At 70.6% G+C, this 15,864-nt stretch carries 7 protein-coding genes and 1 pseudogene; all 8 read right to left on the bottom strand.

The window, feature by feature from the left end; translation table 11 throughout:
• Window positions 1-107: 107 nt before the first annotated feature.
• Window positions 108-1,712, bottom strand: coding sequence for a glycoside hydrolase family 13 protein (locus EAO77_RS32570; protein WP_147991928.1), 1,605 nt, complete (start codon window positions 1,710-1,712; stop codon window positions 108-110).
• Between the two features lie 105 nt (window positions 1,713-1,817).
• Entirely contained in the window at window positions 1,818-2,693 is an 876-nt protein-coding gene (locus EAO77_RS32565; protein ID WP_147991927.1) for a carbohydrate ABC transporter permease, read from the bottom strand.
• A gap of 16 nt (window positions 2,694-2,709) precedes the next feature.
• Window positions 2,710-3,669 (bottom strand): carbohydrate ABC transporter permease, encoded by a 960-nt coding sequence (locus EAO77_RS32560; protein ID WP_147991926.1) that lies wholly within the window; start codon window positions 3,667-3,669, stop codon window positions 2,710-2,712.
• Between the two features lie 184 nt (window positions 3,670-3,853).
• The gene (locus tag EAO77_RS32555) at window positions 3,854-5,269 is read right to left on the bottom strand and encodes an extracellular solute-binding protein (protein ID WP_147991925.1); all 1,416 of its coding nucleotides are present in this window, start codon (window positions 5,267-5,269) and stop codon (window positions 3,854-3,856) included.
• A 255-nt stretch (window positions 5,270-5,524) separates the two neighbouring features.
• A pseudogene (locus EAO77_RS32550) lies at window positions 5,525-6,564 on the bottom strand (LacI family DNA-binding transcriptional regulator); the annotation flags it as partial.
• 106 nt (window positions 6,565-6,670) lie between these two features.
• Window positions 6,671-10,957 (bottom strand): discoidin domain-containing protein, encoded by a 4,287-nt coding sequence (locus tag EAO77_RS32545; protein WP_147991924.1) that lies wholly within the window; start codon window positions 10,955-10,957, stop codon window positions 6,671-6,673.
• Window positions 10,958-11,159: 202 nt separating this feature from the next.
• On the bottom strand, window positions 11,160-14,582 hold the full coding sequence (locus tag EAO77_RS32540; RefSeq protein ID WP_147991923.1) for a CARDB domain-containing protein: 3,423 nt from the start codon (window positions 14,580-14,582) through the stop codon (window positions 11,160-11,162).
• Window positions 14,583-15,138: 556 nt separating this feature from the next.
• Window positions 15,139-15,864 (bottom strand): substrate-binding domain-containing protein (locus EAO77_RS32535; protein WP_147992062.1); only part of this gene is annotated, 726 nt, incomplete at its 5' end.

Here is a 15,864-nt window from a genome sequence, read left to right as displayed (position 1 = left end):
GGCGGCACCCTCGCCTACACCACCGTGATCACCATCCTCACCCGCCTCCGGGCCAAGGGCGCCGTCACCCGGGAGCGCGCGGCCCGACCGCCGTGTCGGCGGACAGGTCAGGCGCGCAGCCAGACCGCGGTGTCCGCGGGCAGCCGGCCCTGCTCGTCGAGCGGACCGCTCGCCAGCAGCCGGGCGCCGTGGGCGGGCAGGCCCACGGGCGCCGGGGACAGGTTGACCACGCACAGCAGCCCGTCCGCCCGGGCGAAGGCGAGGACCCCGTCGGGGGCGGGGAGCCAGGTCAGCGGCCCGTCGCCGAAGCCTGCCTCGGTGCGCCGCAGCCGCAGGGCCTCGCGGTAGAGCGAGAGCATCGAGTCCGCGTCGGCGGCCTGCCGGTCCGCCGCGTAGGCGGCCCATCCCTCGGGCTGCGGGAGCCACGGCTCGGTCCCGGAGCCGAAGCCGCACCAGGGGGCGTCCGCCTCCCAGGGCAGCGGCACCCGGCAGCCGTCGCGGCCCGGGTCCCTGCCCTCGGAGCGGAAGTGCATCGGGTCCTCGATGCGGTCGAGGGGGATGTCCGCCTCGGGCAGGCCGAGTTCCTCGCCCTGGTACACGTACACGGAGCCGGGCAGGGCCAGGCTCAGCAGGGCGGCGGCCCGGGCGCGGCGGGTGCCGAGCGCCAGGTCGGACGGGGTGCCGAAGGTCTTGGTGGCGAAGTCGAAGGCGGTGTCCTCGCGCCCGTAGCGCGTGGCGGTGCGGGTCACGTCGTGGTTGCACAGCACCCAGGTCGCCGGCGCGCCGACCGGGGCGTGCTCGGCGAGGGTGTCGTCGATGGAGCGGCGCAGCCGTCCGGGGTCCCACGGACAGGCGAGGAAGCTGAAGTTGAACGCGGTGTGCAGTTCGTCGGGCCGCAGGTAGCGGGCGAAGCGCTCGGCGTCGGGCAGCCACACCTCGCCGACGAACACACCCCCGTACTCGTCCGCGATGGCGCGCCAGGAGCGGTAGATGTCGTGGAGCTCGTCCTGGTCGATGTAGGGGTGGGGGTCGACGCCCTCGGTGAAGTCCGGCAGCGCCGGGTCCTTGGCGAGCAGGGCGGCGGAGTCGATGCGCACGCCGGCGACACCGCGCTCGAACCAGAAGCGGAGCACGTCCTCGTGCTCCTGGCGGACGGCGGGATGGGACCAGTTGAGGTCCGGCTGCTCGGGCGTGAAGAGGTGGAGGTACCACTCGCCGTCGGGGACCCTGGTCCAGGTCGGGCCGGCGAACTGGGAGGGCCAGTCGTTGGGCGGCAGTTCGCCGTCGTCGCCGCGGCCGGGACGGAAGTGGAAGAGCTCGCGCTCGGGGCTGCCGGGCCCGCCGGCGAGGGCGGCCCTGAACCAGGCGTGCTGGTCGGAGATGTGGTTGGGCACGATGTCGACGATGGTGCGGATGCCGAGCTGCCGGGCCTCGGCGATCAGCTTCTCGGCCTCGGCGAGGGTGCCGAAGGCCGGGTCGATCGTGCGGTAGTCGGCCACGTCGTATCCGCCGTCGACCAGCGGGGAGAGGTACCAGGGCGTGAACCAGACGGCGTCGACGCCCAGTTCGGCGAGGTACGGCAGTCTGGCCCGGACTCCCGCGAGGTCCCCGGTGCCGTCGCCGTCGCCGTCGGCGAAGCTGCGTGGGTACACCTGGTAGATGACGGCGTCGCGCCACCAGTCGTCGGTGCGCTGCGGGTCGGGGGCTGCCACGTGACGGTCCTTTCGGGCAGAGTGGATCTCCGCCGCCGGCCCGGAAGCGGGGCATCGGACGGGCCGGCGGCGAAGGCTTGGGAGGTGACGGGCGGGACGCGGGCCTCAGCCCTTGAGTCCGCCCGCGGTGAGGCCGCTCATGATGTTGCGCTGGAAGACCAGGAAGATGAGCAGGGTGGGCAGTGAGGCGATGGTGAGCGCGGCGATGAGCACGTTCACCGGAACGCCGTTGGAGAGCGAGTAGATGCCGACGTTGAGGGTCTGCTTCGTCGGGTCGGGCAGGGTGAGCATCGGCCAGAGGAAGTCCTTCCACACGCCGACGACGGCGAAGATGGACACCACTCCGAGGATGGGCCGGGAGATCGGCAGGACGATCGACCACAGGACCCGCATGGGCGTCGCGCCGTCCATGGAGGCGGCGTCCAGCAGTTCCTTGGGGATCGAGTCGAAGAAGCGCTTCAGCAGGAAGATGTTGAAGGCGTTGGTCACCGACGGGAGCCAGATCGCCCAGGGCGAGTTCAGCAGGTTGCGCTCGATGACCGGCACGTCGAGCACGGTCAGGTACTGGGGCACGACCAGGACGGTGGCGGGGATCATCAGCGTGGCCAGCATCATGCCGAGGATGGCCTTGCCGAGGACCGGGCGGAGCTTGGAGAGCGAGTAGGCCGCGGCCACGTCGAAGATCAGCTGGAAGGCGAGCGCGCCGAAGGCGTAGTACAGGGTGTTGAAGAGCAGGCTCGCGAGGTCCATGACCTCCCATGCCCGGCTGTAGTTGTCCGGTTCGAAGGAGCCGGGGACCAGCGTCGGCGGGGTCTGGATGACCTCCTGGGCGTCCTTGAAGCCGCTGGAGACGAGCCAGTACAGCGGGCCGAGGAACACCAGGGTGAAGATGCCGACGACGGCGGCGAACGTCACCCAGTAGAGCGTCCTGCCGCGGGGCCTGGCGAGCTGGGCCGGCGAGATGAGAGTGCGTGTGGACATGGCTGTTCTCCCGGTCCTACTCGTCCTCGGCGCGGCTGAGCTTGACGTACGCCGCCGAGAATCCGGCGAGGAGTACGAGCAGGAGCAGGCCGAGAGCCGCCGCGGCACCGTAGTTGTTGAAGTTGAAGGCGTACTGGTAGATCAGGTAGACGACCGTCGTGGTCGAGCCCTCGGGACCGGCGCCGCCCGTCAGCAGGAACGGTTCGACGAACACCTGCATCGTGGCGATGACCTGCATCAGCAGCATCAGCGAGAGGATCAGGCGGGTCTGCGGGATGGTCACGTGCCAGATCTTGCGGAAGAGCCCGGCACCGTCCAGTTCCGCGGCCTCGTACAGCTCCCCGGGTATGCCCTGGAGCGCCGCGAGGTAGATGAGGGTGGCGCCGCCCATGTTCATCCAGGTGGAGGCGACGACGACCGCGAGCATCGAGATGTCCGGGTCCTGGAGCCACTGCTGTTCCGGCAGGCCGACGGCGCCGAAGAGCTCGTTGAGGAGTCCGTAGCCCGGGTCGTACAGGTACTTGAAGAGGAGGACCGCGGCGACCGGCGGGAGCATGACCGGCAGGTAGACCAGCAGTCGGAGGTAGCCCTGCCCGTGGTGGAACTCGTTGATGACGACGGCCGCGGCGAACGGGACGGCGAAGCCGAGGACCAGCGCGAGCACGGTGAACAGCAGGGTGTTGCGCCATGCCTGCCAGAACGCCGGGTCGTTGACGACCGTGGTGAGGTTGTCCAGGCCCACCCAGGTGGTCTGGCCGCCGTCGGTCTTCTGGAAGGCGAGGAAGAACTCCCGGACCATCGGGTACCAGGAGAAGACCGCGAAGCAGATCACCGCGCCGATGAGGAAGCCGTGGGCGGTCAGGTTGCGCCGCAGGCTCCTGCCGAAGCGCCCCTTGGACGGCGCGGGGCCGGCCGCGGGAGGCGGGGTGCGGCGGTGGGAGGCCGCCTTGCTCGGGGTCAGGCTGGGGGCCGACATCGTTGCTCCTTGGTACGGGTCTGCCGGGGCAGTGATCCTGCGCGGGAAGGGGCCCGGCGCGGGCGGGCCCCGCGCGTCGGACGTCCGCTCGGGGCGGGGCCCTGCGCGGGGCGGGCCGGGACCGCCCGGACGCCGGGTGTTCCCGGCGGGGACGGGCGGCCGGCCCGGCCCCGCCGGGAGGCCATCACTGGTTGGCGAGGACCTGGTTGACCTGCTGCTCGGCGGTGGCGAGCAGCTTGTCGATGTCGGCGTCCTTGTTGGTGAGGATGCCGGACATCACGTTGTCGAGGACCTTGTAGACCTCCTGCGCCTTCGGCGGCTCGGCCTTGCCCGCGACGGCGTTGTCCATGAAGGGACGGAAGTTCTCGACCGGCATGGTGGCGTGCTCGACGCGGGCGGCGTCGTCGGCGGTCTTGGAGGCGTTCAGCCAGAAGTTGGGCTGCGGCACACCGACCGGCAGGCCGTCCGCCTTGGTGCGGGCCCAGTCGAACTGCCCCTTGCCGACGCTGAGGTTCTTGAAGTTCAGCCAGGCGATGGCGGCCTTGACCTTGTCGGGGGAGATCCCCTTCTTGATCATGTAGGCGTTGCCGCCCGCGAGGGTGTTGCGCTCGCCGGGGATCGGGCCCATGCCGAAGTTCTCGTACTTGGCGCCGAGCTGCTGGACCATGTAGGCGATGTCGTCGGGCGCGGCGAGGAACATGCCCAGCTTGTCGGTGGCGATCTGCTTCTGCAGGTCGCCCCACTTCAGGAGCTGGGTCTTGCCCATGCTGTCGTCCTCCCAGCGCATGGCGTGGAGGTTCCGGGCGACCTGCTTGCCGAGGGTGCCGTTGAAGGCCGCCTTCCTGCCGTCGGCGTCGACGACGTCCCCGCCCACGCTGTACATCTGCGCGGTGAAGTGCCAGCCGCCGGTGTTGCCCGCGCTGTACTCGCCGAAGCCGGCGATGCCCTTGCCGAGACCGGCGATCTTCTTGGCGGCGGAGCGGACCTCCTCCCAGGTGCGCGGCGGCGCGTCCGGGTCGAGGCCGGCGTCCTTGAAGAGCTTCCGGTTGACCAGCAGGCCCATGGTGTAGTTGCTGGTGGGCAGGCCGTAGAGCTTGCCGTCCTGCTTCAGCGACGCCATGACGTTCGGGTCGATGTCCTTCAGCAGGGGCACGGACTTGTCGTGGACGTACGCGGTGATGTCCTCGGCGCCGTCGTTGTCGAGCACCTGCGGCAGGTCGGTGAAGTAGGTGTAGAAGACGTCGGGCTGGGACTTGGCCTTCAGCATCGCGGTGAAGCGCGGGGGCTCCAGACACTGGCCGGGAGTGGAGCGGCCCTCGATGGTGACGTTGGGATAGGTCTTGTTGAACTCCTTGACGTCCTCCTTCCACTCCTTCAGCTCGGCCTGCTTCGCCGTCGGCGGCATGCAGTCGATCGTGATCGTGACCTTGGTCTTCGGGTCCAGCGGAGCGGCGGGGTCGGACGACCCGCTGCTCTTGGCCCCCGAGTCGTCGTCGCTGCTGCTGCTGGTGCCGCAGGCGGCCAGCGCGCTGAGCGAGAGGGCGGAGACGAGGGTCATGACGCCGGCGCGGCGGACACGGCGGAACCGAGCACTTCTCATGGGTGGATCCCCTTCGAGCATGAACGAGGAAGGCGCCCCACCGCCGATGCGTTGTGGGGCGCCGCACACTCAACCACCATGAACAAGTGGACGCAATATCTCGCGCCGATTTCGTAATTGTTTGACAGAGGGATGTCGGACCGATGCGGAAGCCACCGTCCCGGATGACACCGGCTATGCGGTGGCGACCCACCCCGCAGCCGCACCCGGGGCAGGGGAACGGCTCCCCGGTGCCGTGCCGGAGGCCGTGGAGCGGTCGCCGGCGGCCTGGGCGGTGGAGCCGCGGACGACGAGTTCGGGCTCGAAGAGGAGCTCGCTGTGGGGCACGTCGCTGCCCTCGATCTGGGTGCTCAGCAGCTCGACCGCGGCCCGGCCCATCGCCTCGATCGGCTGGCGCACCGTCGTCAGCGGCGGCTCCGTGCACGTCATGAACGCCGAGTCGTCGTACCCGACCACCGACACGTCCCGCGGCACCGACAGACCCCGCCTGCGCGCCGCCCGCACCGCCCCCAGGGCCAGCGGGTCACTCGCACACACGATCCCCGTCACACCCCGCTCCAGCAGCCGCGACGCGGCCGCCTGACCGCCCTCCAGCGAGAACATCGACCGCTCCACGAACTCCGGCGGCAGCTCGCCCCCCGCGGCCCGTGCGGCGGCCGCCAGGCGCCTGCGGGAGGGGATGTGGTCGGCGGGGCCCAGGACCAGACCGATCCGCTCGTGCCCCAGCGACACCAGATGCCGCCACGACTGCTCCACCGCCACCGCGTCGTCACACGCCACACACGGAAAATCGAGCCCCTCGATCGCCGCGTTCACCAGCACCACCGGGATCCGGCGCTCCGCAAGCAGACGGTAGTGCTCATGCGGCGCATCCGCCTGCGCGAACAACCCACCCGCGAACACCACACCCGACACCTGCTGCTGCAACAGCAACTCCACATAATCCGCCTCCGACACACCCCCCTTCGTAGCAACTCCACATAATCCGCCTCCGACACACCCCCCTTCGTCTGCGTGCACAACACCGGAGTCAACCCCTGCTGAGCCAACGCACCACCGATCACCTCGGCAAACGCCGGAAAAATAGGATTCTGCAACTCCGGCAGCACCAACCCCACCAACCGCGCACGCTCACCCCGCAACTGCGTCGGCCGCTCATAACCCAACACATCCAGAGCCGTCAGCACCGACTGCCGCGTCGCCTCCGACACCCCCGGCTTCCCATTGAGCACCCGGGACACCGTCGCCTCCGAGACCCCAACCTTCTTTGCCACCTGAGCAAGTCGTCGCGTCATGAACGCAAGAATAGCGCAAGCACCGCAAGGCGCTTGCGCTCTTCCTGCCTCTCGGGTGTCCGAAACGATCGGTCGGCCCCGGTCCGGCGACCGGGGCCGGCCCGCGCTACGGGTTCTGGGTGATCTTGAAGGTGGAGGTGGTGTTGCGGATGTCCACCGCGTTGCCGCTCAGCTTCAGACCGTTGAAGACGACCTCGCCGACGGCCGGGCCCTGGCCCGCCTCGGGCATCTCGTTCGCCCACAGACCGAAGCCGGACTTGGCGTCGAACGCGTCCCCGCTCCTGCGCGCCCCGGTGATGGTCACATCCGTGAAGACCGTGTCCTTGATCGGGAACTGCGGCTGACCGCCCACGTAGTTCGTCTGGAACATCACCCCGCTGTAGGTGGGGTCGACGATGTCCACGTTGTTCACCCGGATCCCCTGGAAGACCTTGGACGCCGAGAAGACCCAGATGCCGGGGAAGGTCTGCCCGCCCCAGAAGTGCCCGCCGGCCCGGACGATCGAGATGTTCTCGAAGGTCGTCGGCTCGGTGCCGAACCCGTTCATCGGGTAGCCGAAGTCCAGGGACGAGATCGTGATCCCGGCGTAGACCAGGGTGTCCGCGATGTGGATGTTGCGGAAGGTGTTGGCATAGCCGCCGTAGACGGCGACACCGGCCGCCCGCCAGGTCAGCGTGGTGGTCAGGTTCTCGTAGACGTTGTTCTTCATGTCCGCGCCACCGGCGTCGATCGCCGAGAACAGCGCGAAGCTGTCGTCACCGGTCGCCCGGGCGTCGTTGTTGGACACCAGGTTGTCCGTCGACCCGTTGGTCATGTTGATGCCGTCGGCGAACATGTTCCGGATCCGGGAGTTCCTGATCGTGATCCGGTCGGTGTTGGCGCCCCAGTAGAGGCACACCATGTGCTCGTTCCAGATGTCGTCGATCACGATGTCCGACACGTTGGCGAAGTCGAACACCTTGCCCGGGCCGTCGATGCGCGAGGTGTAGTTGCCGAAGTAGGCGAAGCCCTTGAAGAGCGACCCCTTGGCGGCGGCCTCGGCACGGAAGCCGACGTCGGTGTTGTCCTGCGTCGCCGGGGCGTGGAACTTCGTGTACCAGGGACCGGCCCCGACCACCTTCACGGCCTTGCCGTACACCTGGAACTTGCTGGACGTCTGGTAGTCGCCCGGCGGCAGGTAGACGCCCACGAGCCTGCCCGTGGTGTCCATGCGCACCTTGTCGAGGGCGTTCTGCACGTCCTGGTGGCCGAAGCCGGCGGGCACCGTGTAGGCGGCCGGGTCCGGGTTGGCCACCGGGGCGACCTGCTCCAGGTTGACGAAGTCGATCGCGTAGGTGCTGGTGTTGGCCGCGTCCTTCTGGAGCCGGATCCTCGACCCCGCCGGGACGGTCTCGCCGAGCATGATGTGCGCCTCGTCGTAGATGTGACGCGGCGCCCCCGAGCCGGGCGAGTTGCCGGGCGAGGCCTCGGCGCCGTACAGCCAGGCGTACTTCGAGGTCAGCGGCAGGGCCTTCTTCATGACGCCGTCGACGTACACGTTGATCGTGGAGTCGATGCCGCCGCCGCCCGGCGCGTCCGGGATCGAGAAGCGGGTCACCAGGGTGTTGGTGCTCGCCCGGGTGGTGAACTCGACGTACTCACCGGTCGCGTCGAGGGTGACGGCCTTGCGGCCGGACGCCTCGCCCGCCACGTCGCCGACGGTCCGGTTGGGGCCGACGACCTGCGCGCCGCCGCCCGCGGTGCCGTCCTCCGCCTCGTACATGTCGTACGGCATGTTCGCGCCGCGTCCGACGAACAGCGGCTGGGTGGAGGTGTTGTTCTCCCGCTTGACCGGCAGCTCGGCGCTGTCCGGGGCGACGGTGACCTTCAGGGTGTAGGAGCCGTTCGCCGCCGTCCAGGTCCCCAGGTTCACCGGGCCGGTCGTGGCGCCCGCCGCGATGGCCCCCTCGTGCGTGCCGGTGAAGGTGCGGACCGTCGTGCCGCGGGAGTCGACCAGCGCGAGGCTCACCCCGTGGCCGCCGCTCGCCGAGGCGACGGTGCCCTGGTTCTTCAGGGCCACCTTGAAGGTGACGGAGTCACCGGCGGCCGGGGAGGACGGAGTGGTGGTGACCGCGGCGGCGACCAGGTCGGAGCTGGCGACCGGCTTGACGACCAGCGCGGCGGGGCTGGTGAAGGCGTTGTTGGTCTCGTTCTGCTCGATGATGTCGTTCGCCTCGTCGACGACGGCACCGAGCGGGTAGGACCCCGCGTCCCGTGCCCCGAGGGGCACCTGGACGGTGGTCTGCGCGCCGGCCGCGAGGGCGGCAACCTGGGCGCCGGCGACCGTGGTGCCGCCGAGGCGCACGCCCACCCGGCCGGCCGGTGCGGCGGCCGCGCCGCTGTTGCGGACCGTGGCCGAGACGGTGATGTCGTCGGACTCGACCGGTGAGGCGGGTGACACCGTCAGACCGGTGACCTCCAGGTCGGGGTTGGGCGCGGGGGTGCCGATCACCTGGAAGTCGGCGATCTGTCCGGCGCTCGACCCGCTGTTGGCGGTGATGCGCAGCTGCACGTCCGCGACCCGGGCGTCGACGGGCACGGTGACCGTGTTCCCGTCCGCCGGGTCGAAGACGTACTCCTTGGCGGCGACCAGGCTCGTGAAGCCGGACGCGCTCTGCTCACGGCCGAGGACCTGGATCGTCTGGGTGCGCCGCCCCCAGTCGGGGCTGAGCCGCAGCACCACGCGGGACACGTCGGCGTTGGAACCGAGCTTGACGGTGAGGGTGTTCGGGTACGCCCCGGCGCCGCCCTCCCAGTAGGTGGCCCGGTTGTTGTCGTTGGCGTTCTGCGCGACATAGGTGTGGATCACGGAGGAGGCGCTGATCGGCTTGGAGACGGCCAGGTCGGAGCCGCTGCCGCCGCTGCCGTTGCGGGTCACGGCGTTGCTGTGCGGGGACTCGTTGCCGGCCGCGTCCTTGGCGCGCACGGTGTAGGTGACGGTCTCCGTGGCCGCCCGGCTCTCCGACCAGGCGGTCACGTCGCCCGCGACGGTGGCCCTGCGGCTGTTGTTCGCGTAGATGTCGTAGGCGCTGACGCCCTTGTTGTCGCTGGACGCCCCCCAGGTCAGCCGGATCTGCCCGGCCGCCGGCTCGCTGAGGGTCAGGTTCGCCGGGGCGGTCGGCGCCACGGTGTCACCGGTGTCGCCGGCACGGGTGACCGTGTTGCTGTTCGCGGACTGGTTGCCCGCCGCGTCCCTGGCCCGCACGTAGTAGCTGACCCGGGTGCCGGCCGGACGGTTGTCCGTGAAGGTGGTGACGTTGCCGGCGACCGAGGTGAGCAGGCCCCCGTCGGCGTATATGTCGTACCCGGTGACGGCGGTGTCGTCGCCGGCCGCGTCCCAGGTGAGGCGGATCTGGCCGGTGGCCGGCTCGGTGAGGGCCAGGTTCGCCGGGGCGGTCGGCGCCTGGGTGTCACCGGTCGCGGGACCGTAGACCTCCAGCTCGGAGACCTGGGCGCCGGGCTGGACGCTGTTGGCGCTGACCAGGACCCGCAGGTAGCGGGTGGTCGCCGCGTCGAAGGTGACGGTGGCCGTGTTCGCGCCCGCCGCGTCGAAGGTGTACGCCTTGGCGGCGGTCAGGTCGGTGAACGAGGAGCCGTCGGTGCTGCCCTGGATCTTCAGCGTCTGGCTGCGCGCGCCCCAGCCGTCGGGAAGCTTGATCACGGCCTTGTTCACGCGCACCGCCGACCCGAGGTCGGTCTGGAGCCACTGCGGGAGCTCGTTGTTGCGGCTCTCCCAGTAGGTGGCCTTGTTGCCGTCGCCGGCGTTGCCCGCGGTGTAGACCTCGGTGTGGCTGCTGGCGGTGAAGGCGCGCCCGCGCGCCAGGTTGACCGAGGACTCCCCCGCCGCGTGCACCTCCAGCTCGGAGAGCTGGCCCGCGGCCCAGCCGGTGTTGGCGGTGATCGCCACCCGGACGAACCGGGTCTGGGTCGCCGGGAAGCCGATGGTCACGGTGTTGCCCGCGCCGGGGGTGAAGGAGTACGCCGCCGACGCCTTGAGCGTGGCGAAGCTCGTGCCGTCGGCGCTGCCCTGCACTGCCAGGGTCTGGGTGCGGCTCTCCCAGCCGGCGGGGAGCTTGAGGACGACCTCGTCGATGCGGGAGGTTGCCCCGAGGTCGGTCTGGACCCACTGGGGAAGGCCGCTGCCGGCGCTCTGCCAGTAGGTGCCCTGGTTGCCGTCGGTGATGTTGGCGGCCCCGTACTCGTTGTGGGAGCTGCTCGCGGCGGCCGGGTCCCCGACCGCGATGTTGGGCCCGCCGGCCGCCGATGCGGCGGACAGCAGCGGGCCGCCCAGTGACAGGAGGCTGGTGGCCAGCACGGCGCACATGGCCCGTGACGCGCCCTTGCGGGATCTCATACGTCCCCGATCTCGGCCCCGCCGCGGTCGGGCGGGGCTCGGTCTGGTCTCGGACGGGTGGATGCGGTGCGTGTGCCGTGCGGCAGCGCACCGGTGGGGGTGGAACGGGGTGCCGGGCCGTGGTGGACGGGCGGCCCGGCGGTCCGGGGCGCCGCCCGTCGGCGCCCGGCGGGGGGCCGGGCGCCGGCGGGCGGGCGTACGGTCAGAAGTGCAGTGCCTGCCGCTGGTGCGCCGGCACGGCAGCCGCTCCGGCGGAGCCGTTGATCACGAACTGCGAGCCGGGCTCCACGAGGACGTCGCCCTCGGCCGAGCCGGTGATGGTGACGTCCGAGAGGGTCGCGCTGCCGCGGGCGCCGCCCATGGCGAGGATGCCCGACCCGTTGTTGGACTTGTCGATGGTCACGTTGCTGATCCGGACGTTCGGCATGGCGCCGCCGCCGGTCTTGAACTGGATGCCGTCGTAGGTCGAGTCGTGGATGTCCGTGTCCCGGATGGTGACACCCGGGATGTCGGGCCCCTGCGCGAACAGGGTGATGGCGCCGAACTCCTGGTCCTCGTTCCAGAACGCCCCGCCGGTGCGGTACAGACCGTTGTTGGCGATCAGGGTCTGGCCGGAGAACGGGATCGGGTCGTGGTCGGTGGCCAGCATGATCCCCGGGTAGTTCATGGTGTCGGAGATCAGGTTGTTCTCAATGGTGTTGCCGTAACCGCCGTAGACCGCGATGCCGTTGGCGCGCCACGGCAGCTGGATGGTGTTGTTGCGGAAGTGGTTGTCGTGGCCGACGTCGACGGAGGTGTCCTTGACGTACTTGCTGGCCCACACGGCGAGGGCGTCGTCGCCGGTGTTGCGGAAGGAGGAGTTGTAGACCGTGGAGTTGCGGGTGCCGTTGGCGAAGTTGACGCCGTCGGCGTAGGTGTTGCGGATGCGGACGCCGCTGAACTCGACCCCGTCACCCGGTCCCCACAGCTCGGGGATGTTGGAGTAGTCGCGTCCGACCCAGGCACCCACGTTGGCGTGCTCGATCCAGACGTTGCTGATCTTCGTGTCCTTGCCGAAGCGGCCGTTGAGGGCGACACCGCCCTCCGCGTTGCCGTCCCCGCCGCGGATGGTGCCCGAGCCGAAGATCGCGATGTCGGAGATCTTGGTGTTGTGGTCGATGTCGAAGCCGAAGTTGCCCTCGTGCGGGTGGTTGATGCCGCCCGCCTGGTGCGGCGGGGTCAGCGAGTAGAGCTGCGAGTGCCACATGCCTGCGCCGCGGAGGGTGACGTCACGGATGCCCACCTGGTTGAACTGACCCCGGTTCAGCGGGTCGTCGGTGAGGATCTTCTTCTCCTGGCGCCACTGGCCGGCCGGGATCCACACGCAGGGGATCTCGCCCTTCTGGTCGGCCGTGACGGCACGCTGGATGGCGTCCGCGTCGTCGACGCCGTCGTTCGGCACGGCTCCGTACGCGGTGATGGACGCGCACTCGGCGGGCTTGGCGGCGGGCGCCGCGACCTGCTCCAGGTCGATCAGGTCGATGATGTAGAAGGCGGCGGTGTCACCGGCGTCGCGCTGGAGGCGGAACACCGTGCCCTGCGGGTAGGTCTGGGTCAGCAGGGCGTGCGACTCGTCGAACAGCCGGCGGGCGTCGCCGCCGGGCCGGTTGGTCAGGCCCTCCGGGTCGTCGGTGCTGCCGTAGAGCCAGCTGTGCTTGGACGACAGGTTGATCTTGCGGACGAACTGCCCGTTCGCGTAGAGGCTGATGGTCGCCTCCTGGCCGCCGCCGGCCGCCGCGTCCGGGATCGAGTTGCGCACGACGATCGAGTTCGAGGCGCTGGTGGAGGTGAACTCCACGTACTGACCCGTGGAGTTCAGGCGGACCGACTCGCGGCCCGAGGACTCGGTGGCGAAGTTGGTGTGCCCGAAGGTGCGCTTGGCGTCGGCCTGCAGCAGGGTGCCGTTGTGGCGGCCGTCCTCGGCCTCGTACTCGGTGTACGGCACGGCCGCGCCGCGTCCGACGACCAGGGAGCGGGCGAAGGTGTTGTTGCCCTCGTTGGTCTCCGTGACCGTGCCGGTGGCGTCGGCCGTCGCGGTGAGCGTGGCCCCGCCGCTGGTGGCGGTCCAGCTGCCGCTGACGGCGACGTTCGCCGAGGCGCCCGCGGCGATGGCGCCGGTGGTGCCGTTCAGGGTGGTGGAGCCGACGGTGAGGCGGGTGACGGATCCGGCGGGCACCGCGGTGGTGCCCCGGTTGTGCACCGCGACGGTGAACGAGACCGTGGCGCCGACGGCCGGGCTGGACGGGTTGGTGGTGATGCCCGTGACCTCGAGGTCCGGTCCGGGCGCCTGGCCCACCACCAGTTTGGCGGCGGCGGTGCGGCTGTTGTTGGTGTTGTCCAGTTCGGCGACCGTGTCCGTGGGGTCGACGACCGCGGAGACGGTGTAGCCGCCCATGGGGCGCTTGCCCACCTGGACCGGGACCTTCGCGGACGCCCCGGCCGCCAGCGCGCCGACGGCGGCGCTGCCCGCGGCTGCGCCTTCGAGGCTGACGTTCACCGTGGTCGCGGGTGACGCGGCGGTGCCGGTGTTGCGCACGGTGGCGTCGACCGTGACCGCGTCCGTCTCGGACGGGGCGGAGGGGGACCACGTCAGATCGGTGACGGTCAGGTCGGGAGCGGGCGCGGCCGCGCCGACGACCTGGAACTCGGCGACCTGGCCGCCGCCCCCGCCGGTGTTGCCGAAGAACTGGAGGCGCACATCGGCGTAGCGGCCGGAGACCGCGATGGTGACGGTGTTCTGGTTGGCCGCCGGGTTGAACACGTAGTCCGCACGGTCCTTGAGCGACACGAACGCCGTCTCACCGGACGTCCGGCCGAGCACCTGGATGCTCTGCGTCCGGGTGCCCCAGGCCGCGTCGGGGTTCAGCTTGAGGACGACGCCGGACAGGTCGGCGTCGGCGCCCAGCTTCACGGTCAGCGTCGACGGCTGCCCGCTCGCCTCCCAGTAGCTGCTGGTGCTGTCGTCGTTGGCGTTGGCCGCGACATAGGTCTGGGTGTGGGACGACGCCTCGATCGGCTTGCGCAGGGCGAGGTTGGTCCCGGCCGGGGGCGGGTCGCCCGGGTCCGGGCCGCCGCCGCCCTCGCCGTAGATCTCGACCTCCGACAACTGGGCGGCGTTCCAGCCCGTGTTGCCGGTGACCTGCACGCGGACGTACCGCGCCGCGGCGGCCACGTCGAGGGTGACCGTGTTGCCGGACGCCGGGGAGAAGGCCCGGCCCGCGGCGGCGGACAGGGTGCTGAATCCGCTGCCGTCGGTGCTGCCCAGGACCGTGAGGGTCTCGGTGCGGGCCTCCCACGACGAGGGGAGCTTCAGCACCACCTCGTCGAGGTCGACGGTGCTGCCCAGATCGATCTGCACCCACTGGGGGAAGGAGCCCAGGGGCCCCTCCCAGTAGGAGGCCTGGCTGCCGTCGGTGACGTTGCCCGCCGGGTAGGCGGGGTGCGATCCGCCGGCCGTTGCCGGCCTGCCGAGCGCACGGTTCGGTCCGTCGGCGGCGTGGGCTGCGACCGGCAGCAGCCCGACGGCGACCAGGCCGGTCGTCACCAGGCCGGCGAAGAGTCGCCGGCCGTGATGTTTCCCTCTCATGAGGCCTCTCGTTCCCTTTCCCTGGGCACGCCCGGCCGTGCGGCCCGCCTCCCCTCCCCCGCCGACGCGGACGGCGTCGGAGCGGGCGGAGCTGCGGGGCGCTCGGGACGGGTGTGCCTGGTGGACGATGACGGGCTCACCAGGCGTCGGCGGTGCCCTGGTGAACCCTGAAGCGCTATGAATCAGAAAGTTGAGTGATTCAGTCAATCTTTTGCAGCGCCGAGGTGACAGGTTTCTACCAGGTATCGACTTTGTCAACGGTTCGGTACGCAGAGGCGGTTGAGGCGCACGTGAAGCAGCCCCCTGCCGTGGGGCAGGGGGCTGCTCGGATGCACTCCGCCGGGGCACCGGCCGGACGCGAGAGCGGAGACGACGTCTCTGCATCAGGGGGAGTCGCGGTGCTGGCGCCCCGCCGCGAGCGCTGCCTGCTCGCCAAGGGCCGGCCGACCGGTTATGCGATGGTGCACTCCGCGCGGGACGGCGCGGAGGCCCTGCCGCTACGACGGCGGCGTCGACATGACCGTCTCCCGCACCGGACGGCCCGGCCCGGGCGGGGCTACGCCCCGGCGGCCTGGGCGGTGGAGCCGCGGACGACGAGTTCGGGCTCGAAGAGGAGCTCGCTGTGGGGAACGTCGCTGCCCTCGATCTGGGTGCTCAGCAGCTCGACCGCGGCCCGGCCCATCGCCTCGATCGGCTGGCGCACCGTCGTCAGCGGCGGCTCCGTGCACGTCATGAACGCCGAATCGTCGTACCCGACCACCGACACGTCCCGCGGCACCGAAAGACCCCGCCTGCGCGCCGCCCGCACCGCCCCCAGGGCCAGCGGGTCACTCGCACACACGATCCCCGTCACACCCCGCTCCAGCAGCCGCGACGCGGCCGCCTGACCGCCCTCCAGCGAGAACATCGACCGCTCCACGAACTCCGGGCGGAGTTCGGAGCCGAGGGCCTTCGCCGTCCGCTCGGCGGCGGCGAGCTTGCGCCGGGAGGGGATGTGGTCGGCGGGGCCCAGGACCAGACCGATCCGCTCGTGCCCCAGCGACACCAGATGCCGCCACGACTGCTCCACCGCCACCGCGTCGTCACACGCCACACACGGAAAATCGAGCCCCTCGATCGCCGCGTTCACCAGCACCACCGGGATCCGGCGCTCCGCAAGCAGACGGTAGTGCTCATGCGGCGCATCCGCCTGCGCGAACAACCCACCCGCGAACACCACACCCGACACCTGCTGCTGCAACAGCAACTCCACATAATCCGCCTCCGACACACCCCCCTTCGT

The organism is Streptomyces sp. T39 (genome assembly GCF_008042045.1).
Lineage (GTDB): Bacteria > Actinomycetota > Actinomycetes > Streptomycetales > Streptomycetaceae > Streptomyces.
The sequence above is the reverse complement of the archived record's forward strand: the minus strand, read 5'-3'. Positions and strand labels throughout refer to the sequence as shown.